A 21,083-nucleotide genomic window follows, 5' to 3' on the forward strand; every position below is an offset into this window, starting at 1 on the left:
GGGTCGAACTCCGTCGTCAGTCGCGCGCTAAAAGGCGCGGGGCAAGCTCTTTGAGAGCGCGACGATAAACCTCGCGCTTGAATGTCACCACCTGGCCCAACGGATACCAATAGCTGACCCAGCGCCAGCCATCGAACTCCGGTTTACCGGTCAAATCCATCCGCACCCGCTGCTCATTGGAGATCAGGCGCAAAAGAAACCATTTCTGCTTCTGGCCGATGCACAGCGGTTGGCTGTGGGTACGCACCAGGCGTTGCGGCAAACGATAGCGCAACCAGCCACGGGTACAGGCCAGAATTTGCACATCTTCGCGCTCAAGGCCGACTTCTTCGTTCAACTCACGGTACAAGGCGTCTTCAGGGGTTTCGTCGGGGTTGATTCCACCTTGAGGAAACTGCCAGGCATCTTGGTTGATTCGGCGAGCCCATAGCACCTGTCCGGCATCATTCGTCAGAATAATGCCGACATTAGGACGGAAACCATCGGGGTCGATCACGGCAACAACCTCGCAAACGCATGTCGCCGCATTGTTCCACAAAGGTTGTTCCAGCGGCAACGAGGCTTCTTACCTTATGTGCACTCTTGTGAAAAGACCGTATTCTGGACGCCTTTTTACAGACTTTTCAGCGAGTAACTGCAATGCGCCTGGCTTTATTCGACTTGGACAATACCCTTCTGGGCGGTGACAGCGATCACGCCTGGGGCGATTACCTGTGTGAACGCGGTTTTCTCGACCCGGTGGCCTACAAGGCCCGCAACGACGCGTTCTACGACGACTACTTGGCCGGCACGCTGGATAACGCCGCCTACTTGAACTTCTGCCTGGAAATCCTCGGCCGCACCGAGATGGCCCAGCTGGACGCGTGGCACAACGACTACATGCGCGACTGCATCGAGCCCATCCTGCTCCCCAAGGCCATCGAACTGCTGGCCAAGCACCGCGCCGCCGGCGACAAGCTGGTGATCATCACCGCCACCAACCGCTTCGTCACCGCGCCGATTGCCGCACGCCTGGGCGTCGAGACCTTGATCGCCACCGAGTGCGAAATGGTGGATGGCCGCTACACCGGGCGCAGCACTGATGTGCCGTGCTTTCGCGAGGGCAAGGTGACACGTTTGAACCGCTGGTTGGAAGAAACCGGGCATAGCCTGCAAGACAGCTACTTCTACAGCGATTCGATGAATGATTTGCCGTTGTTGGAGCAGGTGACTCACCCGGTGGCAGTGGATCCGGATCCGAATTTGCGCGCTGAGGCTGAAAAGCGTGGTTGGCCGGTGATTACACTGCGCAGCTGACAACGCTATCGCAGGCAAGCCAGCTCCCACATTTTGACCCTGTTCTCATGTTGGAATCCGGTCAAGTGTGGGAGCTGGCTTGCCTGCGATGAAGGCGACGCGGTTTCAAACCGGCTTGGCGCCCATAAGCCCTGCAATCGCCACAAACCCCGCCAGGCTGACCACCGCCAGCACCAGGGTAAAATTCAGGCTCCCGCCCTCACCCTTGCGCAGCCGATTGAGCCGCGCCACCAGCCAGAACCACGCCAGCGCCGCCACGGTGTAGAGGATGCTGGAGCCCAAGATCCAGGTTTGCCCCAATGGCCAGCCGAGCAGGTGCACCAGCCACCAGCCGGTGAAGGGCATGCTCACCAGGCAAATGCCCATCAGCAGCCATACAAATGCCCAGGGGCGTTGTACGGTTGCGGCCGGGCCGGCGCTGCGTTTACGCCACGCCAATACCGCCAGGCCCAGGCCGCTGAGCAGCAGCAATACGGTGGCGGTGATGTGGACAACCTTGAGGGTGGTCAGCGTTTCCATGGTCTCTATTCCTTATAGGCCGCTCAGTCAGCGTAGTCGCTCAACCGAGGAACAGCTGGTAAGCCGGGTTTTCGCTTTCATCCCAGTACGGGTAACCGATTTGCGCCAGCGCGGCAGGCACCAGATGGCGCTCGTCCGCCGGTACTTGCAGCCCGGCAACCACACGGCCATCAGCCGCGCCGTGGTTGCGGTAGTGGAACATCGAGATGTTCCAGCGCCCGCCGAGCTTGTGGAGGAAGTTGAACAACGCCCCCGGCCGCTCCGGGAATTCGAAGCGAAACACCAGCTCGTCGCTGACTTTGGCCGCATGCCCACCGACCATATGGCGGATGTGCAACTTGGCCAGTTCGTTCTCGGTGAGGTCCAGCACCGGGAAACCCTGGCTGGTCAGGCTGGCCACCAACGCGCTGCGCGGGTCGTTCTCCGGGTGGGTCTGCACGCCGACGAAAATGTGCGCTTCGCTGCCAGAGTGGTAGCGGTAATTGAATTCGGTGATCTGGCGTTTGCCCACCGCTTCGCAGAAGGCCTTGAAGCTGCCCGGCCGCTCGGGGATCGTCACCGCGATGATGGCTTCACGGCCTTCACCCAGTTCGGCGCGCTCGGCCACATGGCGCAAACGGTCGAAGTTGACGTTGGCGCCCGAGTCGATGGCGACAAAGGCCTGGCCGCTGACGCCACGGGTCTCGACGTACTTTTTGATCCCGGCCACGCCCAGCGCACCGGCCGGCTCGGTGATGGAGCGGGTGTCGTCGTAGATGTCCTTGATCGCCGCACAGATTTCATCGGTGCTGACGGTGATCACTTCATCCACGTAGTCTTTGCAAATGTCGAAGGTGTGCTGGCCGATCTGCGCCACCGCCACGCCGTCGGCGAAGATGCCAACGGTGGGCAATACCACGCGCTCGCCCGCCGCCATGGCAGCTTGCAGGCAGTTGGAGTCGTCCGGCTCCACACCGATGATCTTGATCTCCGGGCGCAGGTATTTCACATACGCCGCAATCCCGGCGATCAGGCCGCCGCCGCCCACCGGTACGAAAATCGCGTCCAGCGGCCCTGGGTGCTGGCGCAGGATTTCCATCGCCACGGTGCCCTGCCCGGCAATGGTGTGCGGATCATCGTAGGGGTGGATGTACACGTAGCCTTTTTCGTCGACCAGCTTGAGCGAGTAGGCCAGGGCTTCCGGGAAGGAATCGCCGTGCAACACCACTTTGCCGCCACGGGAGCGCACGCCTTCGACCTTGATCTCCGGGGTGGTCTTAGGCATCACGATGGTGGCTTTCACCCCCAGCACCTTGGCCGCCAGGGCCAGGCCCTGGGCATGGTTGCCGGCCGACGCGGTGACGACGCCGCGCGCACGTTCTTCGGCACTGAGCTGGGTGAGCTTGTTGTAGGCGCCGCGAATCTTGAACGAGAACACCGGCTGCAAGTCTTCGCGCTTGAGCCAAATCTTGTTACCCAGCCGCTCGGAGAGCTGGCGGGCAGTCTGCAAGGGGGTTTCCACGGCGATGTCGTAAACGCGCGAGGTGAGGATTTTTTTGACGTAGTGTTCAAGCATCGGCAGGCATCTACTTCACGGGTTGGGCAGGGCCAAGGAGTCTAACCCAGCGTTTGGCCGGGCGACCACACGAATCCCGAGGTTTTGTTGGGTTATACTCGCCGCCCTCGTTAATTCCCCGCCCGTTCCGGAGCCCGCATGACCCAGGATCAACTCAAACAGGCAGTGGCCCAGGCCGCTGTCGATTTAATCCTTCCTAAACTCGACGACAAGAGCATCGTCGGTGTCGGCACCGGTTCCACCGCCAACTGCTTTATCGACGCACTGGCCCAGCACAAGGGCGCGTTCGACGGCGCCGTGGCCAGTTCCGAAGCCACCGCTGCCCGCCTCAAGGGCCATGGCATACCGGTGTACGAGCTCAACACCGTGAGCGACCTGGAGTTCTACGTTGACGGCGCCGATGAAAGCGACGAACACCTGAACCTGATCAAAGGCGGCGGCGCGGCCCTGACCCGCGAGAAGATTGTCGCGGCCGTGGCCAAGACCTTCATCTGCATCGCCGACGCGAGCAAGCTGGTGCCGGTGCTGGGCACGTTCCCGCTGCCGGTGGAAGTCATCCCCATGGCCCGCAGCCACGTGGCCCGCGAGCTGGTGAAACTGGGCGGCGACCCGGTGTACCGCGAAGGCGTGTTGACCGACAACGGCAACATCATCCTCGACGTGTTCAATATGCAGATCACCAACCCGGTGGAGCTGGAGACGCAGATCAACGCCATCGTGGGCGTGGTCACCAACGGCCTGTTCGCCGCGCGCCCGGCGGATGTATTGCTGCTGGGTACCCCGGAAGGCGTGAAAGCCCTCAAAGCTTAAGAACAAACCGGGCTAGTGTGGGAGCGGGCTTGCTCGCGAATGCGGTGCGTCAGTAACAAAAATAGTGACTGACACATCGCATTCGCGAGCAAGCCCGCTCCCACATTTGTTAGGCGCTCGGCTTTAGAGCGATGTAACAAAAACGCTACTTTTCGCAGCACTCCTCGCCAAAACCGTGCGCTCTGTCACGGCATCCCCTGCCCCGCCTGTTATCCAATCGGATACAAATTACAGCCACGCGACCCACGCGTTTAACAATGCGCCAATTCGCAGCCGCCCATGGAATGAGGCGCGCATTGTGCAAAGGGTCTGGGCTTGAACGTCCCCCTCACCTCAAGGAAGACCTTGTGATAAAGCCTCTAGCCCTCGCCATCAGCGTTGCCAGTGCCCTGTTGTCCACCCATAGCCAGGCCTACGATTACGGCCAGCACGCCAACACCACCCTGGAAAAGCTGATCAACGATTACCCTGGCCGTTATCGCGGCACGGCCAATTTTGCCGGGGCAGCCGACTGGATGCAGAGCCAGATGGGCACCGCCTATAGCCTCAGCCGCCAGGACTTCACCTGGAACAACGGCAGCCGGGCTTCGCAAAACGTGGTGGCCTCTGCCGCTGGCACCAAGCCCCAGTACGTGGTGATTGGCGCGCACTTCGACACTTACTTCGGCCGCCCGACCCTGCAAGGCCTGGATGACAACGGTTCCGGCGCCAGCGTGTTGACCGAGGTGGCGAAGAACCTCGGCGGCCTGTCACTGGAAAATGGCCTGCAAATCGTTGGCTTCGGCGCCGAAGAAGAAGGCCTGCGCGGCTCCCGTGCCTTTGTCGACTCACTCAGCGCCACCCAGCGTGCCAACATGCTCGCGATGATCAACCTCGACAGCCTGATCACCGGCGACATGATGTACGCCCACGCCGGCCAGAACAGCACCGCCAACCCGGCCTTGGCCTCCTTGCGCGAGCACACCTTCCAGATCGCCAGGGAATTGAACATCCCCTTGTTCAGCAACCCCGGCCTCGACCCGCAGTACCCAAAGGGCACCGGCTGCTGCAGCGATGGTGAAGCGTTCGAACCGCTGAATATCCCGATCCTTTATATAGAGGCCACCAACTGGGAACTGGGCGACCTGGACGGCTACACCCAGACCGACAACCCGAAAATCCCCGGCGGCTCGACCTGGCACGACCCGAACGAAGACAACAAAGCCGTGCTGACCGACGCGTTCGGCCAGGCGCGCATCGACCAGCGCCTGCGTGACTATTCGCGCCTGCTCAGCCGCCTGGTGCTGGAACTGACCAATGCCGACCTGATGGCCTCGACCGCTTCCGGCGGTGCCGTTGCGCGCAATATGCAAGACAACCTGCAGCGCCAGCATCAGGCCCTGGTACGCCTGCATGATCGCCGCTGGCTGACCCTGCAAGCGGCCAGCCGCGAGGTGGGCAGCTTTGATGGCGAGATCGGCGTGGATGGCGAATACAACCCGGACAGCGGCTTCGACAACGCCCCCAACGCCGAGGCCCGGCGCCTGGGCCTTCATGCCCTCGGCGACTACCAACTGACTTCAAGCCTGAATATCGGCGCCAGCCTCAGCTACCTCAATGGGCGCGACAAGCTGGAACATCGTGGCAAGCTCGACAGCGACACCTGGCAGGCAGCCGTCTATGCGCTGCTCAACGATGGCGGGCCAAGCTGGCTGGCCGGGGACCTGAGCGTGGGCCACACGCGCTTCGATTCCAAGCGCAACCTGATCATCCAGGCCAATGGCGGGCCGATCCTGCTCAACCAGCAACAGACGGGCGACACCGATGCCCTGGCGCTGGGCGCACGGGTGCTGGGTGGCTATGATTTTGAGTTTGGCGCGATCAAGAGCGGGCCGTTCGCCGGCCTGGACTACAGCCATTACCGCATCGACAAGTTCCACGAAAAGCAGAACCTGCGCACGGCCCTGGAGTACCAAGAGCAGTCTTTCGACTCCCTGGAAGCCAGCCTCGGCTGGCGCGTGCGCGGCGCGGTTGCCCTGCCCTATGGGCTGAGCCTGATGCCCTACGGCGACATCGCCTGGGTCAAGGAATTGGCCGATGGCCGCCTGGACGACCTGCAACTCACCGCACGCGCCGATGGCCAGGCCCGCACCGCCAGGCTGGGCTCAGTGGATAAAAGCTTCGCTCGCGCACAACTCGGCAGCCAACTGGCGATCACCCCACAGTTGGGCGTGTTTGCCGAGGTCAATGGCCGCCTGGGGCATGCCGAAGGCAGCCAGACCGGTTATTCGCTGGGCGTGCAATGGATGTTCTGATCAGGGTTTCTTGAACACGTAAAACAGGTTGGGCTCGCTGACCATGTACAGCGTGCCGTCGTCATCCATGGCGATCCCTTCGGCCTGGGGCACGCGCTTGCTCAGGCCATGGCGCCCTTTAAGCAACGACAGACTGCTTAGAGGGCGACCATCAATATCCAGCTCCAAGACCAGGAACGACTCATCCGACAGCGCCAACAAATGGCCGCTGCGCTCGTCGTATTGCAGGCTCGACAGGTCGCGCACAAACAGCCCGGCATCACGCTTGGGGTTGTTGATTACGTGCACCGAGTAGGTTTTTTCCGGTTTGAAATGGGGAAACCCATGCACCTCGTAGATCAGCATGGGGTCGCGCTCCTTGGCCACGAACAGGCGCTTGCCCACCGAATCGTAGGCCAACCCTTCAAAGCCCTTGTTGCCGCCGACGTGCACGCCCAGGGTCATTTGCTCCGCATCGGCGGCATCGAGGAACGTGGTGTCGTCATCCACATGCACCTTGATCAAGCGCTGCTGGCGCTCATCGCTGATGACGTAGATGTTGTCGCTGATAAATTCAACCGCTTCGGCATCGCCAAAGCCCACCAGGGGAATACGCCGCAGGATCTTGCCCTCCAGCGACAACTCGACCAGTTCGGCGTTTTTATTGGTGACGGTAAACAGGCTTTTGCGCACGGGGTCGTAGGTCAGAGCCGACACATCGTCGTCGAGCCCTTCGATCACTTGGCCTTCGAGGGTGACGCGGTAATCCGCCAAGCCAATGGCACGCTCATCAGCCGGCTGGTACCACACCCGCCAGTTGAACCAGGCACGTTCGAACAGACGGAACTGCTGTGCAACCAGCCCGGCAGCAACCAGGGCGAGCAACAGCAGGATAAAAACAGCAGGTTTGGGGCGGGCAAGTCGACGCATCGGGGCGGGCTCAGAGAAAAAACTGGCGAATAGATATCAAGGTCACCTGAATTTAAACTTAAACGCACCGGACTGTCTGGCGAATGCCGTTTATAAAGAAAAGTCTGACGTAATTCGTCAGTTATTTCTGCTTTTCAAAGCGATAGAACAGGTTTGGCTCACTGACCATGTACAGGTTGCCGCTCTCGTCCATGGTCACGCCTTCGGCACGTGGGATCGTGTCTTTCAGGCCATTGAAGCCGCCAAGCAAGGTCATGAAGCTGACTTGCTCGCCCGTTTCATCCAGTTCCAGCAGCAGGTGGGAATCGGCCGACAGCACCAGCAAATGCCCGGTACGTGGGTCGATGGACAAAGCCGAGAGGTTACGCACATCCAGTTCGGTGCTGGCCAGTTTCTGCTTGTCGCCGGTCAGCGTGTTGCCATCGCTTTTCCAGGTGAACAAGGCGGGCGGGCGCTCTTCGCCCAGCACCAGTTGCTGGTTACGCTTGTCCCAGGTGACGGCTTCAAAGGCTTTGTTCTGGTCTTTGGACGGGCCCAGGTCATGACTGGGGAAATCGGCTTTGTTAAGCGCGGTGGTGCTGGCGTCCACCTTGACCACGGTGAGGCTGTGATCGCGCTCATCGACCACGGCCATCAAGCCGTTTTCCATCACCGCCACGCCTTCCGGATTGTTCCAGCCGTTGAGCGGCATTTTGCGCAACACATCGCCTTGCAGGCTCAGCTCGACCAGGAAGGGGTTCTTGCCCATCACCGAAAACAGGGTTTTGGTCTGGGGGTTGTAAGACAGGTCTGATGCCTCGTCCTTCTCCATACCGGGCAGCAACTTGGCGTCGATCACCGCGTGATAGTCGGGCAGCCACACACTTTCGCGGCGCTCGGCCGAACTCTCGAAACGTTCCAGCACCCACAGCAGGCCGCGATCGTCCCAGTGCATGGCCCAGGCGATGCCATACAAAATGGCACCGGCCAAAAATACCCAGGAATACCAGCGCATGGACAAGCGTGAGCGGAGCGAGGTTTTCGAAGTGGGCAGAGGCACGACCATTGAGCGCTTTTCCGGAAAGTGAGCTGTAGGGGATAGCACAGGATTCAAGGACCCGCGCGCAAGAGCAGGAAATTATCCGGATGGCGTGTGAAAAAAATGCAAAAGCAAGGATTCAGGATGTAATGAAGAGCCAATGTGGGAGCGGGCTTGCTCGCGAATGCGGTGGTCCAGTCGTTGATGCATTGACTGACACTGCGCATTCGCGAGCAAGCCCGCTCCCCCCGTTTGATCGCAGTTTGCCTGCTACTTAGCGCACAACGCTTTCGAAGCGATTCACACCCGCCAGCTCAAGCACCACTTCATCCCCCACATTCAACGGGCCAACGCCCGCCGGGGTGCCGGTCAGGATCACGTCGCCCGCTTGCAGGGAGAAGCAACCCGCCATGTACTGGATCATCGGCACAATCGGGTTGAGCATCTGCGCGCTGTTGCCGTCCTGGCGCACTTCGCCGTTGATGCTCAGGCGAATGCCGATATCGGCCATGTCCGCAAAGGTACTGCTGACCACGAAGGGCGCAATCACCGCTGCGCCATCGAACGACTTGGCAATTTCCCACGGCAGGCCCTTGGCTTTGAGCTCGGCCTGCTTGTCGCGCAGGGTCAGGTCCAGGGCCGGGGCGAAGCCGGAGATGGCGTCCAGCACTTCTTCCCGGCTCGGCTTGGCGGACAAAGGCTTACCGATCAACACGGCGATTTCCGCTTCGTAGTGCACCGAACCGCGTTCGGTCGGTATGGCAAAACCGCCTTCCAACGGCACCACGCAGCTGCCCGGCTTGATGAACAGCAGCGGCTCGGTGGGCACCGGGTTGTCCAGTTCCTTGGCGTGTTCGGCGTAGTTACGCCCGATGCACACCACTTTACCCACCGGGAAGTGGATGTTGGTGCCGTCGACATACTTGTGCTGGTAGCTCATGGAACGACTCCTTCAGGTGCGGTTAAACAGCGAAGATCTTGCCGGGGTTCATGATCCCGTTAGGGTCGAACACGGCTTTGACGGCCTTCATGTATTCGATTTCAACCGGTGAACGGCTGTAGGTCAGGTAATCGCGCTTGGTCATGCCCACGCCGTGCTCGGCGGAGATCGAGCCGTTGTACTTGGCGACGGTCTCGAATACCCACTTGTTCACAGTGGCGCACTTGGCGAAAAACTCATCCTTGCTCAGGTTTTCCGGCTTGAGGATGTTCAGGTGCAGGTTGCCGTCGCCGATATGGCCGAACCAGACAATTTCGAAGTCCGGGTAGTGTTCGCCGACGATCGCGTCAATTTCGCTCAGGAAGGCCGGCACTTTCGAAACGGTCACCGAGATGTCGTTCTTGTACGGCGTCCAGTGGGAAATGGTTTCGGAGATGTACTCACGCAGCTTCCACAGGTTGTGCAGCTGGGTTTCGCTCTGGCTCATCACGCCATCCAGCACCCAGCCCTGCTCCACACAATGTTCGAAGGTTTCCAGGGCGTGGTTGGCGACTTCTTCGGTGGTGGCTTCGAATTCCAGCAGGGCGTAGAACGGGCACTCGGTTTCGAACGGCGCCGGCACATCGCCACGGCCGAGGACTTTGGCCAGGGCCTTGTCGGAGAAGAACTCGAAGGCGGTCAGGTCCAGCTTGCTCTGGATGGCGTGCAGCACCGGCATGGTCGAATCGAAATCAGTCGTGCCGAGCACCATTGCGGTGAGGTTTTTTGGCGCACGGTCCAGGCGCATGGTGGCTTCGACCACAAAGCCCAAGGTGCCCTCGGCACCGATAAACAGCTGGCGCATGTCGTAGCCGGTGGCGTTCTTGATCAGGTCGCGGTTCAGCTCCAGCACATCGCCTTTGCCAGTGACGACCTTCATGCCGGCCACCCAGTTGCGGGTCATACCATAGCGAATTACTTTGATCCCGCCGGCATTGGTGCCGATATTGCCGCCAATCTGGCTGGAACCGGACGAGGCGAAGTCCACCGGGTAATACAGGCCGTTTTCTTCAGCGACGTTCTGCAACTGCTTGGTGACCACACCCGGCTGGCACACGGCGGTGCGGTCGGTGAGGTTCACGTCGAGGATCTGGTTCATATAGTCGAACGACACCACCACTTCGCCATTGGCGGCCACGGCAGCCGCCGACAGGCCGGTGCGCCCACCCGATGGCACCAGCGCCACCTTGTGTTCATTGGCCCAGCGTACGATGGCCTGCACCTGCTCGGTGGTCTTGGGGAACACGATGGCGGTGGGTGCGGGGGCGAAGTGCTTGGTCCAATCCTTGCCGTAAGCCTCCAGGGAGTTGGCATCGGTCAGCACTTTGCCGGGCTCAACCAGGGTCTTTAGCTCATCAATCAGGGCAGGATGGGTCATCGACAGAACTCTCGAACAATTCATGGTCATCCTGAGAACGCTTCACGTCGCAGGAATAGGTGTTTAGCGGGGTGCGTATGCTAGCATACCGCCCCCGCAGGACAGACCCAAAGGGCGTTTCTGCGGTGACGGCTTTCCTGCCGTCCGGGTCAGCTTAAGCGATCCGATTCCCTGCCATTTTTCTCCGGGATACAGGTTTACGCAGATGAGCAAGACTTCTCTCGATAAGAGCAAGATCAAGTTCCTTCTTCTGGAAGGCGTCCACCCATCGGCTGTCGACGTTCTGAAAGCCGCCGGGTACACCAGCATTGAGTACATCACCAGTTCTCTGCCGGAAGCCCAGCTCAAGGAAAAGATCGCCGACGCGCACTTTATCGGCATTCGCTCCCGCACTCAGCTGACCGAAGAGATCTTCGACCACGCCAAGAAACTCGTGGCTGTCGGCTGTTTCTGCATCGGCACCAACCAGGTCGACCTCAATGCAGCGCGCGAGCGCGGCATCGCGGTGTTCAACGCACCGTACTCCAACACCCGTTCCGTTGCGGAGCTGGTGCTGGCCGAGGCCATCCTGCTGCTGCGCGGTATCCCTGAGAAGAACGCTTCCTGCCACCGTGGCGGCTGGATCAAGAGCGCGGCCAACTCCTTCGAAATCCGCGGCAAGAAGCTGGGTATCGTCGGTTACGGTTCGATCGGCACGCAATTGTCGGTATTGGCTGAAGGCCTGGGCATGCAGGTGTTCTTCTACGACACCCTGACCAAGCTGCCATTGGGCAACGCCACCCAAGTGGCCAGCCTGACCGAGCTGCTGGGCATGTCCGACATCGTCACCCTGCACGTTCCGGAAACGGCCGAGACTCAGTGGATGATCGGCGAGAAGGAAATCCGCGCCATCAAGAAAGGCGGGATCCTGATCAACGCCGCACGCGGCACCGTGGTCGAACTGGACGCCCTGGCCGACGCGATCAAGGACAAGCACCTGATCGGCGCTGCCATCGACGTGTTCCCGGTGGAGCCACGCTCCAACGATGACATCTTCGAAAGCCCGCTGCGTGGCCTGGACAACGTGATCCTGACCCCGCACATCGGCGGCTCCACCGCTGAAGCCCAAGCCAACATCGGCCTGGAAGTCTCGGAAAAGCTGGTCAAGTACAGCGACAACGGTACTTCGGTATCGTCGGTCAACTTCCCGGAAGTGGCCCTGCCGGCTCACCCGGGCAAGCACCGCCTGCTGCACATCCACCAGAACATCCCTGGCGTGATGATGGAGATCAACAAGGTCTTCGCGGAAAACGGCATCAACATCTCCGGTCAGTTCCTGCAGACCAACGAGAAGGTCGGCTACGTGGTAATCGACGTCGACGCCGAGTACTCGGACCTGGCGCAAGAGAAGCTGCAGCACATCAACGGCACGATTCGTAGCCGCGTGTTGTTCTAGTAGGAGCGAGCTTGCTCGCGAAGAACGTCAACGATGACGCGTTTAACCTTAACCTGATTAAACGCAGCGCCCTTGGGATTTTCGCGAGCAAGCTCGCTCCTACCAATAAAAAACGGGAGCCCCGCAAAGGGCTCCCGTTTTTTTATTTGACGTTAACAGTGATCACTTTCGATGCAACAGTGGGTTCGAACTGGCGATGCACGTTGTCGCCGGCCACCAGTTGCAGGGTGTGCTTGCCTGGCGTCAGGGTCAGCTCGGTTTCGGTCTGCGCCTTGCCGAAGTGAATCGAGGTAGGCGTGGCCGGGATCGCCTCATTGGCGTTGAGCGCCCCCACTTCCTGGTCTACCAGCAGGTGGTGGTGACCGGCGTTAGGCACTTGCTTGTCGATCGGCTCCAGGTCCAGCTTCTTGACCCCGAATTTGACGGTGAAGGTTTGGCCGACGGTGGCGCCATCTTGCGGCGAGACAATAAACACTTCGGCGCCTTCAGGTGCAGGCGTACGCGGAAGGTCTGCGGCGCTGGCCAACAGCGAGGTACCCAGCAAAAGGCTGGCAATCGTTGCACGGGACAAAAGGGCTTTCATTCGCTTCTCCAGTTTTTCGGTGAAATCTGTAGGGTTATGACAACTTCGCGATAAATTGCGGTCCAAGGCACCCGACACCATAACAAAACGTTGCTGAACGGCGCCTCGCCTGTACGAATTCTTTAGGAGTGACCATGCGCTTTTCGCCTGGCCTGTTGCTGTTGCTTGCTCTTCTGAGCCCCTTGGCTCATGCCGAACTGATTGACGACGTCAACGATCGCGGTGAACTGCGCATCGCCCTGGAAGCCAACACCCCGCCGTACAACTTCAAAGAGGGCGACAAACTCGCCGGCTTTGAAGTGGAGCTGGGTGAACTGCTGGCCAAGGAAATGGAGGTGCGCTCCTCGTTTATCACCACCGATAACGCCGACCTGCTTTCCGGCGTGGAAACCGGCAAGTACGACGTGGCCATTAACCATATCGCTATGACTGCCGAGCTTGAGGATCGTTTCGATTTCAGTGAGGCTTATCACCAGAAGCCGGCATTGGCGATCCCGTTCCAGAAGGGCAACCCGGCGTTCAAGACCAGTTTGAACGGGGCGTTGAAGCGGCTGAAGGACGATGGACGGCTGAAGGCGCTGACAAAGAAGTGGTTTGAGATGCAGTAAATGTGGGAGCTGGCTTGCCTGCGATAGCGATCTGTCAGCTACGCATAAGCTGTTGATACACCGCTATCGCAGCATAGATATCTACACAACTCTGTAACAGTCGACGGCAACCACGATGCGAAGCGAGCCGCTCTTGATCTTGCTCTTGATCTTAGGCGCCCCGTTAAACCACGCTGGCCGAACGCAGGCTTGAATTCGTGGGTAACCCGGCAGGACGCCGGGTTAGCCGCCCCGCGCCATGGATGGCGCGTGGCGGCGGCCCACGGATTCAAGCCTGCGTTCGGGCACACCGAGCCTAAGCGAGGTGCCGAGTGGTGGGGCAAGAGCCCTTTGGTTACTTTGGGGCTTTTCCAAAGTGACCCGCCGTCAGGGCGGAACCCTAAGTGGCCGTTACCGCAGCAATGGATATACACCCAATCCAACTGTGTCGCCTGGCAGGCCGTCATCGCAGGCAAGCCAGCTCCCACATTTGATCTATGCAAGTTTCTAAAGCTGCGTGAGAGCCACCGCCGCCTCAGGCAACTGCAACTCACTGAACACCTGCACACCATGGCGCTTGAGCAGCGCCGCCGTGACGCCTTCGCCACTGACCTTCACCCCACTGAAGGTGCCGTCATAGGTCAACAGATTGCCGCAGGATGGGCTGTTGGCCTTGAGAATGGCGATGCGGATGTGATGCCGTTGCACCAGCGCCAAGGCTTGGCGGGCACCGTCGAGAAAGGCGCTGGTGAAGTCTTCGCCCTCGGCCGTCAGCACCTGGGCGCGGCCTTCCCACACGTCGATGCCCTGCCCGCCTGGGATTTCGGCCGAGGGCCGCGGTGTGGGCAAGCCGCCCGCCACTTCCGGGCAGATGGCAACCACGCGGCCTTCAGCTTGCCACACCGCCAGTTGGTCGAATGGGCCGCTGGCCCCGCCGTCATAGCGCACCTTGTGCCCGAGCAGGCAGCGGCTGACCAGAATCTTTTCCATGCTCAAAACGGCTCGTTGCCCCGCCGGCGAAACCAGCCCGTCAAGGACAGGCGTTCGCGCGTAGCGGGCAGGACTTCGTGGGGCACCTCGCCCGACAGGAATACCACCAGGCAACCCCCGGTGGGCACCACGTCGTATTCGACGCCGCCCTTGAGGTACATGCGCAGTTGGCCGCCATGCTCGGGCAGCCAGGCATCGTTCAAGTAAATCACCGCCGAGACCATGCGCCGGTCGTCGTCGCGGAAACGGTCTACATGCTTGAGGTAAAACGCCCCCGGCGGGTACATCGCAAAGTGGCTTTCGAAATCTTCCAGGCCCAGGAACAGGCTGCGATTCATCGCCAGGCGCAGGCCGTCCATCACGCCCATGTAGGTGTCGCAGATAGGCGCGTCACCCTCCTCCAGCCACTGGATATGGTCACCGCGAATGCCTTCGCGAATCTCCTGGGCCGGCCCACGCCCTACCGCTGCGGGCGCCAGTTCACCCTGCGCCGCACGTTTACGGCACTCAGCCGCCAGCTCCAGGGTCAGAGCCTGGGGCAGGAAGCCATTTTGCTGCGACCAGCCTTTTTCGGCCAGGTCGTCGACGATGCGTTGCAGCAGCGGGTGATCGAGGGGTATTTGCATGGCGCGCATAGTATCCATACGCCTGAAAATCCGACAGCGCCGTTGAGCGTCCGAATACACTTTAGTCAGGTGACTGATAGGACTTCTCGACAAATCCTACGCCCGACACGGACAATAGTGGCCGACTGACAGGAGTCCTTATGCGTCGTTTGTTTTTTTCTGTGTTGATGTTCTGCGTTTTGCCCGCCTGGGCAGACGGCCATGACCAGTTGTACAAGGTCGCCGGCTGGGCCGAACAACGTGCGCACTTCAATGACGCCCTCAGTGCCGCCCAGCAGCGCTACCGCAATAGCCTGCCGCCAGCGGTGTACCAGGCGCTGGTGGACAACAGTAATAAACGCTTTGCCGCCCAGGCCATGGACCAGCGTGCCGAGGCGCAACTGCGCAAGCACTTGCCCGACCCGAAACCTGCCCTGGCGTTTTTCCAATCGCCCCTGGGCCGCAAGATCGTCGCCGCCGAGTTGCTGGCCACGCGCCGCGACCAACTGGCGAAAAACGCCCAGGGCCTGCCCAAACTCGAAGCCGATGCCACCCGCAGCCTGATCATCGGCCACCTGGCCCAGGCCCTGCCCGCCCGCGAGGCCGGTGCCGAGGTCAGCCTGGCGATTGCGGGCGTGGCGGCCGACAGCTTGAGCCAGATGATCCCCGGCCTGCTCGGCGGCGGTCAGGCGCAAGGCATGTTGAATGGCCAGCGCGAGCGGCTGATGCAGCAGATCGACAAGGATTTGAACAACACCTTGCTGTATGTCTACCGGGATTTGTCCGACCCGGAGCTGGAAGAGTTCGCCACCTTTGCCGAGTCGCCGGAGGGTAAGGCGTATTACCAGGCCGCCCTTGCAGCCATTCGCGCAGGGCTGGCGGTCGGCCAAAGCACCTCAAGCCTGACGCAGTAAACCCTGTGGGAGCTGGCTTGCCTGCGATTGCGATCTGTCAGTTACACCGCTATCGCAGGCAAGCCAGCTCCCACATTTGGATTGCGTTATTTCAGGTGGCGGGTGAGAAAACTGAAGTACTCATCGCGAATCTGCGCAATTTCATTGGCCAAGTGATGCCGACCCCGCTTGAGCATCAACACCTCAGGCCGGTCGAACTTACCCCGCAACACCTGCAGATTGTGCTGCCAATCCACCGTCATATCTTCCTCGCCCTGCACAATCACCGGGCGCCGGGGGCTGCGCGGTGCGGCTTCGATGCGTTTGATCCAGCGCGCCAGCGCCCCCACCCAGGCGGTAGGCAATTGGCGAGGCTGTAGCGGGTCGGCTTCAAGGAACGGCTTGAACGCCGGGTCGTTGGAGTTATCGCTGAAACGCCGGGCGATGCCTTTGACGAACGGGCGCAGCAGGTAATAGCTGACCTGCGACCAACCCCAGGCACGCGGCCGCACCAACGGCGACAGCAGGAAGGTCTTGCCCTGGGCCGGGCTTTGGGCGCCGTGGTTGAGCAGGTGGTCTACCACAATGGCGCCGCCGGTGCTTTGCCCGAACAGGTGCCAGGGTTGCGGCAATTGCAACGCCTTGGCCTCGACGAACAAGGCCTGCACCACGCTCTGGTACACCGCAAAGTCATCGATGCTGGCGCGTGCGCCGCTGGACAAGCCATGGCCCGGCAGGTCGCAGGCGATCACCACGAAGCCCTGGTCCAACGCCCACTCCACCACATGGCGATACAGCCCCATGTGATCGTAGAAACCGTGAAACAGGAACATCGTCGCCACCGGCGCCGGCGGCCACCAGACCTGGGCCACCACCTCAAACCCATCCGCCTCAAAACGCCCCAGGCGGCTCACCGCCGGCACCTGGCGTGCGGCCAGGTCGAGCCCGTAGAAACGCTGGTAAACCCTCGCCTCGGCTGACAGCGGCTGCGCATCCACCAGCGGGCGCAAGCTTTCGCGCAGATGATCAGGGTCAAAGGTGACGGGCATAAAGGCTTCCAGACTTGCGGTGAAGATGAATATCGAGCTGCGATATTCATCTGTCAGGACAAGCATGGCAAGCTACGCGACCTGCGAGGATACATCCAATGCGACCGCCCTACCGTAATGCCCTGTTCGCCAGCCTGATCCTGGTTATCTGCGCGGGGGTGCTGTGGGCTGCGTATGACTGGTTCCAGGGCCGCTACCTGCGCGCCTTCAGCGAACACACGGCGGTATTTTCCGGCGATGCGCTGCAACTGCCTGCCGCCCTCAGCGGCCCTGGCCCGATTCGTCTGGTGCACTTCTGGGACCCGGCCTGCCCGTGCAATGTCGGTAACCAGCAACACCTGGGCGAGTTGATCGAGCAGTACGCGCCCCAGGGCGTGGAGTTCTATGCCCTGCAAAAACCCGGCAGCCACGGCCAGTTGCCCGAGAACCTGCGCCATCTGAAAGTCCTTGATGCCCTGCCCGGCGCGGACCAGATCCCCGCCAGCCCGGCCGTGGGCATTTGGGATCGCACCGGCAAGCTGGCGTATTTCGGCCCCTACAGCGAAGGCCTCACGTGCAACGCCAGCAACAGTTTTATCGAGCCGATCCTCAAGGCCCTTGGAGCCGGACGCGAGGTGAATGCCACTCACACTCTCGCGGTAGGCTGCTATTGTTCGTGGCCTAAGGATCTGTAGTCCGCCCACTCTGGTAAGGAATGTTCATGAAGCGCGTCCTGCAGGTTTTTGCGGTGCTGATTGTGCTGGTCGCCCTGGGCGCCGGTTGGTACGTCTACAGCAAACAACCTACGCGCCAGGGCACGGTGACGCTGGCGCACCTGCAAGGCTCGGTCACGGTGCGCTACGACGACCGTGGTGTACCGCATATCCGCGCCGAAAACGAAGCCGACCTGTACCGCGCCCTGGGCTACGTGCATGCCCAGGACCGCCTGTTCCAGATGGAGATCATGCGGCGCCTGGCCCGTGGCGAGCTGGCCGAGGTGCTGGGGCCCAAGCTGCTGGAAACCGACAAACTGTTTCGCAGCCTGCGCATTCGCGAGCGTGCCTTGAGCTACGTGGAGCACATGGACCCTGGCTCAGCCTCGTCCAAGGCCCTGCAAGCCTACCTGGACGGGATCAACCAGTATCAGGACAGCCACGCCAGCCCTATGGAGTTCGATGTGCTGGGCATCGCCAAGCGCCCGTTTACCGCCGAAGACAGCATCAGCGTCGCCGGGTACATGGCCTACAGCTTTGCCGCCGCCTTTCGCACCGAGCCGGTGCTGACCTATGTGCGCGACCGGCTGGGCAGCGACTACTTGAAGGTCTTCGATCTGGACTGGCAACCCAAGGGCGCCCTCAATCTGGCGGCCAGCGACTGGCAGACCCTTGGCGCCATCGCCGCCCTGAGCGAACAGGCCCTGGCCGATAACGGCCTGCCGCAGTTCGAAGGCAGCAATGCCTGGGCCGTCAGCGGCAGCCATACCCAAAGCGGCAAGCCGTTGCTGGCGGGTGATCCGCATATCCGTTTTTCGGTGCCTTCGGTGTGGTACGAAGCGCAGTTGTCGGCGCCAGGCTTTGAGTTGTACGGCTACCACAACGCGCTGGTACCGGTGGCGTTCCTGGGGCACAACCAGGACTTCGGCTGGAGCCTGACCATGTTCCAGAACGACGACCTCGACCTGGTCGCCGAGAAGGTCAACCCAAACAACCCCAACCAGGTTTGGTATCACGACCAATGGGTGGACATGAGCAGCAGCGAGCAGCAGATCCAGGTCAAGGGCCAGGCGCCGGTGACCCTCACCCTGCGCCGCTCGCCCCACGGCCCGATCATCAACGACGTGCTCGGTGAGAACGCCGGCAGCACACCAATTGCCATGTGGTGGGCGTTCCTCGACAGCGAAAACCCGATCCTCGATGGTTTCTATCAGCTCAACCGTGCCGATACCCTGGCCAAGGCGCGTGCCGCGGCCGCGAAGGTCTCGGCGCCGGGCCTGAACATCGTGTGGGCCAATGCCAAGGGCGATATCGGCTGGTGGGCGGCGGCGCAGTTGCCGATCCGCCCGGCTGGCGTCAACCCGGCGTTCATCCTCGACGGCAGTACCGCCCAAGCCGACAAGCTGGGTTTCTACCCCTTCAGTGCCAACCCCCAGGAAGAAAATCCGCCGCGCGGCTATGTGGTGTCCGCCAATGCCCAGCCGGCATCGCCCACCGGCATGCCGATCCCCGGCTATTACAACCTGGCTGACCGTGGCCAGCAGTTGAACGCGCAGTTGAGCGATACAAGCGTTAAGTGGGATGTGACCAACAGCCAGGCCCTGCAACTGGGCACCACCACCGCCTATGGCCCACGCCTGCTGGCGCCGCTGTTGCCGGTGCTGCGCGAGGTGGTCAAGGACCCGGCGCAGCTCAAATTGGTGGAGCAGCTTGCCAACTGGAAGGGTGACTACCCGCTGGACTCCACCAGTGCCACGCTGTTCAACCAGTTGCTGTTCAACCTTAGCGACGCGACCTTTCACCCCAAACTCGGCGATGCCTTGTTCAAGACCCTGCTCGGCACCCGCGTGATCGACGCCGCCTTGCCACGCCTGGCCGCATCGGCAGACTCGCCCTGGTGGAACGGCAACCGCGCCGATACCGTCAAGCTCGCCTGGGACAACAGCCTGACCCACCTCAAGGCGACGTTCGGCGATGACCCGGCGCAGTGGCAGTGGAGCAAGGCGCACACCCTGACCCACGGCCACCCGCTGGGCCTGCAAAAGCCGCTGGATAAGATCTTCAACGTCGGCCCGTTCCCGGCGCCGGGCAGCCACGAAGTGCCAAACAACCAGACCGCCCCAATTGGCCCGGCACCGTGGCCGGTGACCTACGGCCCGTCGACACGACGCCTGATCGACTTCGCCGACCCGACCCACGCCCTCACCATCAACCCGGTGGGGCAAAGCGGCGTGCCGTTTGATACGCACTATGGCGACCAGGCGCAGAGCTATATCGAGGGAAGGTACGAGCAGGCGCACTTCAGTGACGAGGAAGTGACGGCCAATACCCGCGGCACCTTGAAACTGCTGCCCGCCCGATAAGGACCAACCTATCCGACCCCCTGTCTGTAGGAGCGAGCTTGCTCGCGAAAACGTCAACGCTAACGCGCGCTTCCTGAATGAACGCGGCGCCTGTGCGTTCTTCCCGAGCAAGCTCGCGCCTACAGGCATGGGGCTAGCCTGCCCGCATGCGCCCTGGCGCTTGGCCGTAGGTGTCCTTGAATTTCTTGCTGAATGCCGCCTGGGACTGATACCCCACCTGGGCGGCGATATCGATCAGGCTCAGGCGTGACTGACGCAGCAGGTTGAACGCCCTCTCCATACGCAACTGAGTGAGCAGCACCCAGGGCGATACGCCTGCCACTTTGACGAACGCACGCATAAAGGTGGCGCGGGACATGCTGGCCGCCAACGCCAGGCTGTCGATGGTCCACTCATGCCCAGGTTCAGCCAGCATGGCTTGCCAGGCCTTGCTCAAGCGCTTGTCAGCGAGCAAGGCGAAGGTACCCGCCACTGGCGCCTGGTCGCTCAACCAACTGCGCAGGATCAAGGTGAACAGGGCTGAAGACAGCGCATTGATAAACGAACGGGCGCCCAATTGCTGCCCGTCCGCTTCGCTGCGCAGCAAGGCGATCAACGCCGCCAATTGCCCATCACTCTGCCACTGGCGGCTGGACACCACCAGATAGTCCGGCAACGCATCGAACAACAGCGACTGGCGGTTGTAGTGAAAGCTGCCACACAGCATATCCACATCCGGCTGTTCGCCGCCCAAACGGTGCACGGTCAGCACCCCACCGTCGATAACGCGAGGCTGCATCGGGCGGATGCGCGCGCCCTGGCTGCGCAGCAGGTGGGTACCGCCACCGGGCATCAGCAGGATATCGCCCTCCTCCAGCGTCACACACTGCCCGCCAGACAACTCGGCGCGGCAGGTGCCGCTGAGCACGATGTGATACGGCGCCACGCCGAGGTTTTCCGGCGCATGGTCCAGCGCCCAGTTCCCTTGGAACTGGCAACGCAAATCCAGGCTGCCGCGCAGGTTGGCCAGCGCGATAAGGGTGTCGATGGCATTCATTTGCGAATATCGGTCAAAAAGATGAGCGGATTGAACAATAGCCCCAGCCCTGAACGGCGCAGACTGGCTTCACACCCAACCTGTTCAGGAGT

At 61.2% G+C, this 21,083-nt stretch carries 20 protein-coding genes; 8 read left to right on the plus strand and 12 right to left on the minus strand.

From position 1 onward, the window contains the following. Nucleotides 1-16: 16 nt before the first annotated feature. Complete coding sequence (locus N2A98_RS25485) at nucleotides 17-496, minus strand: RNA pyrophosphohydrolase (RefSeq protein WP_003176750.1); 480 nt, start codon at nucleotides 494-496, stop codon at nucleotides 17-19. Between the two features lie 143 nt (nucleotides 497-639). Here N2A98_RS25485 and N2A98_RS25490 point away from each other — a divergent pair, with 143 nt between their 5' ends. Beyond that, nucleotides 640-1,296, plus strand: a complete 657-nt coding sequence (locus N2A98_RS25490) for an HAD family hydrolase (RefSeq protein ID WP_275622788.1) — start codon at nucleotides 640-642, stop codon at nucleotides 1,294-1,296. 105 nt (nucleotides 1,297-1,401) lie between these two features. Here the strand turns inward: N2A98_RS25490 and N2A98_RS25495 are convergent, their stop codons facing one another. Further along, on the minus strand, nucleotides 1,402-1,815 hold the full coding sequence (locus N2A98_RS25495) for a DUF2269 family protein (RefSeq protein ID WP_044269654.1): 414 nt from the start codon (nucleotides 1,813-1,815) through the stop codon (nucleotides 1,402-1,404). 40 nt (nucleotides 1,816-1,855) lie between these two features. Continuing rightward, nucleotides 1,856-3,370 (minus strand): threonine ammonia-lyase, biosynthetic, encoded by a 1,515-nt coding sequence (gene ilvA, locus N2A98_RS25500; protein WP_032894657.1) that lies wholly within the window; start codon nucleotides 3,368-3,370, stop codon nucleotides 1,856-1,858. A gap of 138 nt (nucleotides 3,371-3,508) precedes the next feature. Between ilvA and rpiA the strand changes: the two genes are divergently transcribed. After that, nucleotides 3,509-4,180, plus strand: coding sequence for a ribose-5-phosphate isomerase RpiA (gene rpiA / locus N2A98_RS25505; protein ID WP_044269656.1), 672 nt, complete (start codon nucleotides 3,509-3,511; stop codon nucleotides 4,178-4,180). A gap of 347 nt (nucleotides 4,181-4,527) precedes the next feature. Continuing rightward, on the plus strand, nucleotides 4,528-6,474 hold the full coding sequence (locus N2A98_RS25510) for an autotransporter domain-containing protein (protein ID WP_275622789.1): 1,947 nt from the start codon (nucleotides 4,528-4,530) through the stop codon (nucleotides 6,472-6,474). Here the strand turns inward: N2A98_RS25510 and N2A98_RS25515 are convergent, their stop codons facing one another. The 4 genes from N2A98_RS25515 to N2A98_RS25530 all read right to left on the minus strand — a co-directional run bounded on the left by N2A98_RS25515 (nucleotide 6,475) and on the right by N2A98_RS25530 (nucleotide 10,758). Further along, nucleotides 6,475-7,383: an SdiA-regulated domain-containing protein gene (locus N2A98_RS25515; protein WP_044269658.1), complete on the minus strand. Its 909-nt coding sequence runs from the start codon at nucleotides 7,381-7,383 to the stop codon at nucleotides 6,475-6,477. It abuts the gene before it with no gap. Nucleotides 7,384-7,504: 121 nt separating this feature from the next. Continuing rightward, entirely contained in the window at nucleotides 7,505-8,428 is a 924-nt protein-coding gene (locus tag N2A98_RS25520) for an SdiA-regulated domain-containing protein (RefSeq protein ID WP_003195207.1), read from the minus strand. 247 nt (nucleotides 8,429-8,675) lie between these two features. Continuing rightward, nucleotides 8,676-9,341, minus strand: a complete 666-nt coding sequence (locus N2A98_RS25525) for a fumarylacetoacetate hydrolase family protein (RefSeq protein ID WP_034134009.1) — start codon at nucleotides 9,339-9,341, stop codon at nucleotides 8,676-8,678. Between the two features lie 22 nt (nucleotides 9,342-9,363). After that, complete coding sequence (locus tag N2A98_RS25530) at nucleotides 9,364-10,758, minus strand: FAD-binding oxidoreductase (protein ID WP_275622790.1); 1,395 nt, start codon at nucleotides 10,756-10,758, stop codon at nucleotides 9,364-9,366. Between the two features lie 205 nt (nucleotides 10,759-10,963). Here N2A98_RS25530 and serA point away from each other — a divergent pair, with 205 nt between their 5' ends. Next, nucleotides 10,964-12,193: a phosphoglycerate dehydrogenase gene (gene serA, locus N2A98_RS25535; protein ID WP_003195214.1), complete on the plus strand. Its 1,230-nt coding sequence runs from the start codon at nucleotides 10,964-10,966 to the stop codon at nucleotides 12,191-12,193. Nucleotides 12,194-12,335: 142 nt separating this feature from the next. On the opposite strand, the gene N2A98_RS25540 is transcribed toward serA, so the two are convergent. Next, nucleotides 12,336-12,776: a DUF4399 domain-containing protein gene (locus N2A98_RS25540; RefSeq protein WP_044269662.1), complete on the minus strand. Its 441-nt coding sequence runs from the start codon at nucleotides 12,774-12,776 to the stop codon at nucleotides 12,336-12,338. A gap of 134 nt (nucleotides 12,777-12,910) precedes the next feature. Between N2A98_RS25540 and N2A98_RS25545 the strand changes: the two genes are divergently transcribed. Next, on the plus strand, nucleotides 12,911-13,384 hold the full coding sequence (locus N2A98_RS25545; protein ID WP_275622791.1) for a transporter substrate-binding domain-containing protein: 474 nt from the start codon (nucleotides 12,911-12,913) through the stop codon (nucleotides 13,382-13,384). A gap of 486 nt (nucleotides 13,385-13,870) precedes the next feature. Here the strand turns inward: N2A98_RS25545 and N2A98_RS25550 are convergent, their stop codons facing one another. Beyond that, nucleotides 13,871-14,353: a DUF523 domain-containing protein gene (locus N2A98_RS25550; protein WP_275622792.1), complete on the minus strand. Its 483-nt coding sequence runs from the start codon at nucleotides 14,351-14,353 to the stop codon at nucleotides 13,871-13,873. 2 nt (nucleotides 14,354-14,355) lie between these two features. Then, complete coding sequence (locus N2A98_RS25555) at nucleotides 14,356-14,988, minus strand: 2OG-Fe(II) oxygenase (RefSeq protein WP_003195222.1); 633 nt, start codon at nucleotides 14,986-14,988, stop codon at nucleotides 14,356-14,358. A gap of 131 nt (nucleotides 14,989-15,119) precedes the next feature. Between N2A98_RS25555 and N2A98_RS25560 the strand changes: the two genes are divergently transcribed. Beyond that, entirely contained in the window at nucleotides 15,120-15,872 is a 753-nt protein-coding gene (locus tag N2A98_RS25560; RefSeq protein WP_047712026.1) for a DUF2059 domain-containing protein, read from the plus strand. 86 nt (nucleotides 15,873-15,958) lie between these two features. On the opposite strand, the gene N2A98_RS25565 is transcribed toward N2A98_RS25560, so the two are convergent. After that, nucleotides 15,959-16,900, minus strand: coding sequence for an alpha/beta hydrolase (locus N2A98_RS25565; RefSeq protein WP_275622793.1), 942 nt, complete (start codon nucleotides 16,898-16,900; stop codon nucleotides 15,959-15,961). Between the two features lie 98 nt (nucleotides 16,901-16,998). Between N2A98_RS25565 and N2A98_RS25570 the strand changes: the two genes are divergently transcribed. Together N2A98_RS25570 and N2A98_RS25575 are read left to right on the plus strand one after the other, a co-directional pair. Then, entirely contained in the window at nucleotides 16,999-17,574 is a 576-nt protein-coding gene (locus N2A98_RS25570; RefSeq protein ID WP_032894642.1) for a DUF6436 domain-containing protein, read from the plus strand. A 26-nt stretch (nucleotides 17,575-17,600) separates the two neighbouring features. Next, a complete protein-coding gene (locus N2A98_RS25575) occupies nucleotides 17,601-19,955 on the plus strand; it encodes a penicillin acylase family protein (protein WP_275622794.1) in 2,355 nt (784 codons plus the stop codon). A gap of 133 nt (nucleotides 19,956-20,088) precedes the next feature. Here the strand turns inward: N2A98_RS25575 and N2A98_RS25580 are convergent, their stop codons facing one another. Beyond that, entirely contained in the window at nucleotides 20,089-20,991 is a 903-nt protein-coding gene (locus tag N2A98_RS25580) for an AraC family transcriptional regulator (protein WP_275622795.1), read from the minus strand. Nucleotides 20,992-21,083: the final 92 nt, after the last annotated feature.

It is taken from the genome of Pseudomonas sp. FJ2-5-13 (genome assembly GCF_029201605.1).
In the GTDB taxonomy this organism is placed as follows: Bacteria; Pseudomonadota; Gammaproteobacteria; order Pseudomonadales; family Pseudomonadaceae; genus Aquipseudomonas; species Aquipseudomonas lactis.

Bases quoted from the DNA above. Each gene is read 5' to 3' on its own strand.
- N2A98_RS25490 (WP_275622788.1), top strand. From the start codon at position 640: ATGCGCCTGGCTTTATTCGACTTGGACAATACCCTTCTGGGCGGTGAC.
- N2A98_RS25495 (WP_044269654.1), bottom strand. From the start codon at position 1,815: ATGGAAACGCTGACCACCCTCAAGGTTGTCCACATCACCGCCACCGTA.
- ilvA (WP_032894657.1), bottom strand. From the start codon at position 3,370: ATGCTTGAACACTACGTCAAAAAAATCCTCACCTCGCGCGTTTACGAC.
- rpiA (WP_044269656.1), top strand. From the start codon at position 3,509: ATGACCCAGGATCAACTCAAACAGGCAGTGGCCCAGGCCGCTGTCGAT.
- N2A98_RS25515 (WP_044269658.1), bottom strand. From the start codon at position 7,383: ATGCGTCGACTTGCCCGCCCCAAACCTGCTGTTTTTATCCTGCTGTTG.
- N2A98_RS25520 (WP_003195207.1), bottom strand. From the start codon at position 8,428: ATGGTCGTGCCTCTGCCCACTTCGAAAACCTCGCTCCGCTCACGCTTG.
- N2A98_RS25525 (WP_034134009.1), bottom strand. From the start codon at position 9,341: ATGAGCTACCAGCACAAGTATGTCGACGGCACCAACATCCACTTCCCG.
- N2A98_RS25530 (WP_275622790.1), bottom strand. From the start codon at position 10,758: ATGACCCATCCTGCCCTGATTGATGAGCTAAAGACCCTGGTTGAGCCC.
- serA (WP_003195214.1), top strand. From the start codon at position 10,964: ATGAGCAAGACTTCTCTCGATAAGAGCAAGATCAAGTTCCTTCTTCTG.
- N2A98_RS25540 (WP_044269662.1), bottom strand. From the start codon at position 12,776: ATGAAAGCCCTTTTGTCCCGTGCAACGATTGCCAGCCTTTTGCTGGGT.
- N2A98_RS25545 (WP_275622791.1), top strand. From the start codon at position 12,911: ATGCGCTTTTCGCCTGGCCTGTTGCTGTTGCTTGCTCTTCTGAGCCCC.
- N2A98_RS25550 (WP_275622792.1), bottom strand. From the start codon at position 14,353: ATGGAAAAGATTCTGGTCAGCCGCTGCCTGCTCGGGCACAAGGTGCGC.
- N2A98_RS25555 (WP_003195222.1), bottom strand. From the start codon at position 14,988: ATGCGCGCCATGCAAATACCCCTCGATCACCCGCTGCTGCAACGCATC.
- N2A98_RS25560 (WP_047712026.1), top strand. From the start codon at position 15,120: ATGCGTCGTTTGTTTTTTTCTGTGTTGATGTTCTGCGTTTTGCCCGCC.
- N2A98_RS25565 (WP_275622793.1), bottom strand. From the start codon at position 16,900: ATGCCCGTCACCTTTGACCCTGATCATCTGCGCGAAAGCTTGCGCCCG.
- N2A98_RS25570 (WP_032894642.1), top strand. From the start codon at position 16,999: ATGCGACCGCCCTACCGTAATGCCCTGTTCGCCAGCCTGATCCTGGTT.
- N2A98_RS25575 (WP_275622794.1), top strand. From the start codon at position 17,601: ATGAAGCGCGTCCTGCAGGTTTTTGCGGTGCTGATTGTGCTGGTCGCC.
- N2A98_RS25580 (WP_275622795.1), bottom strand. From the start codon at position 20,991: ATGAATGCCATCGACACCCTTATCGCGCTGGCCAACCTGCGCGGCAGC.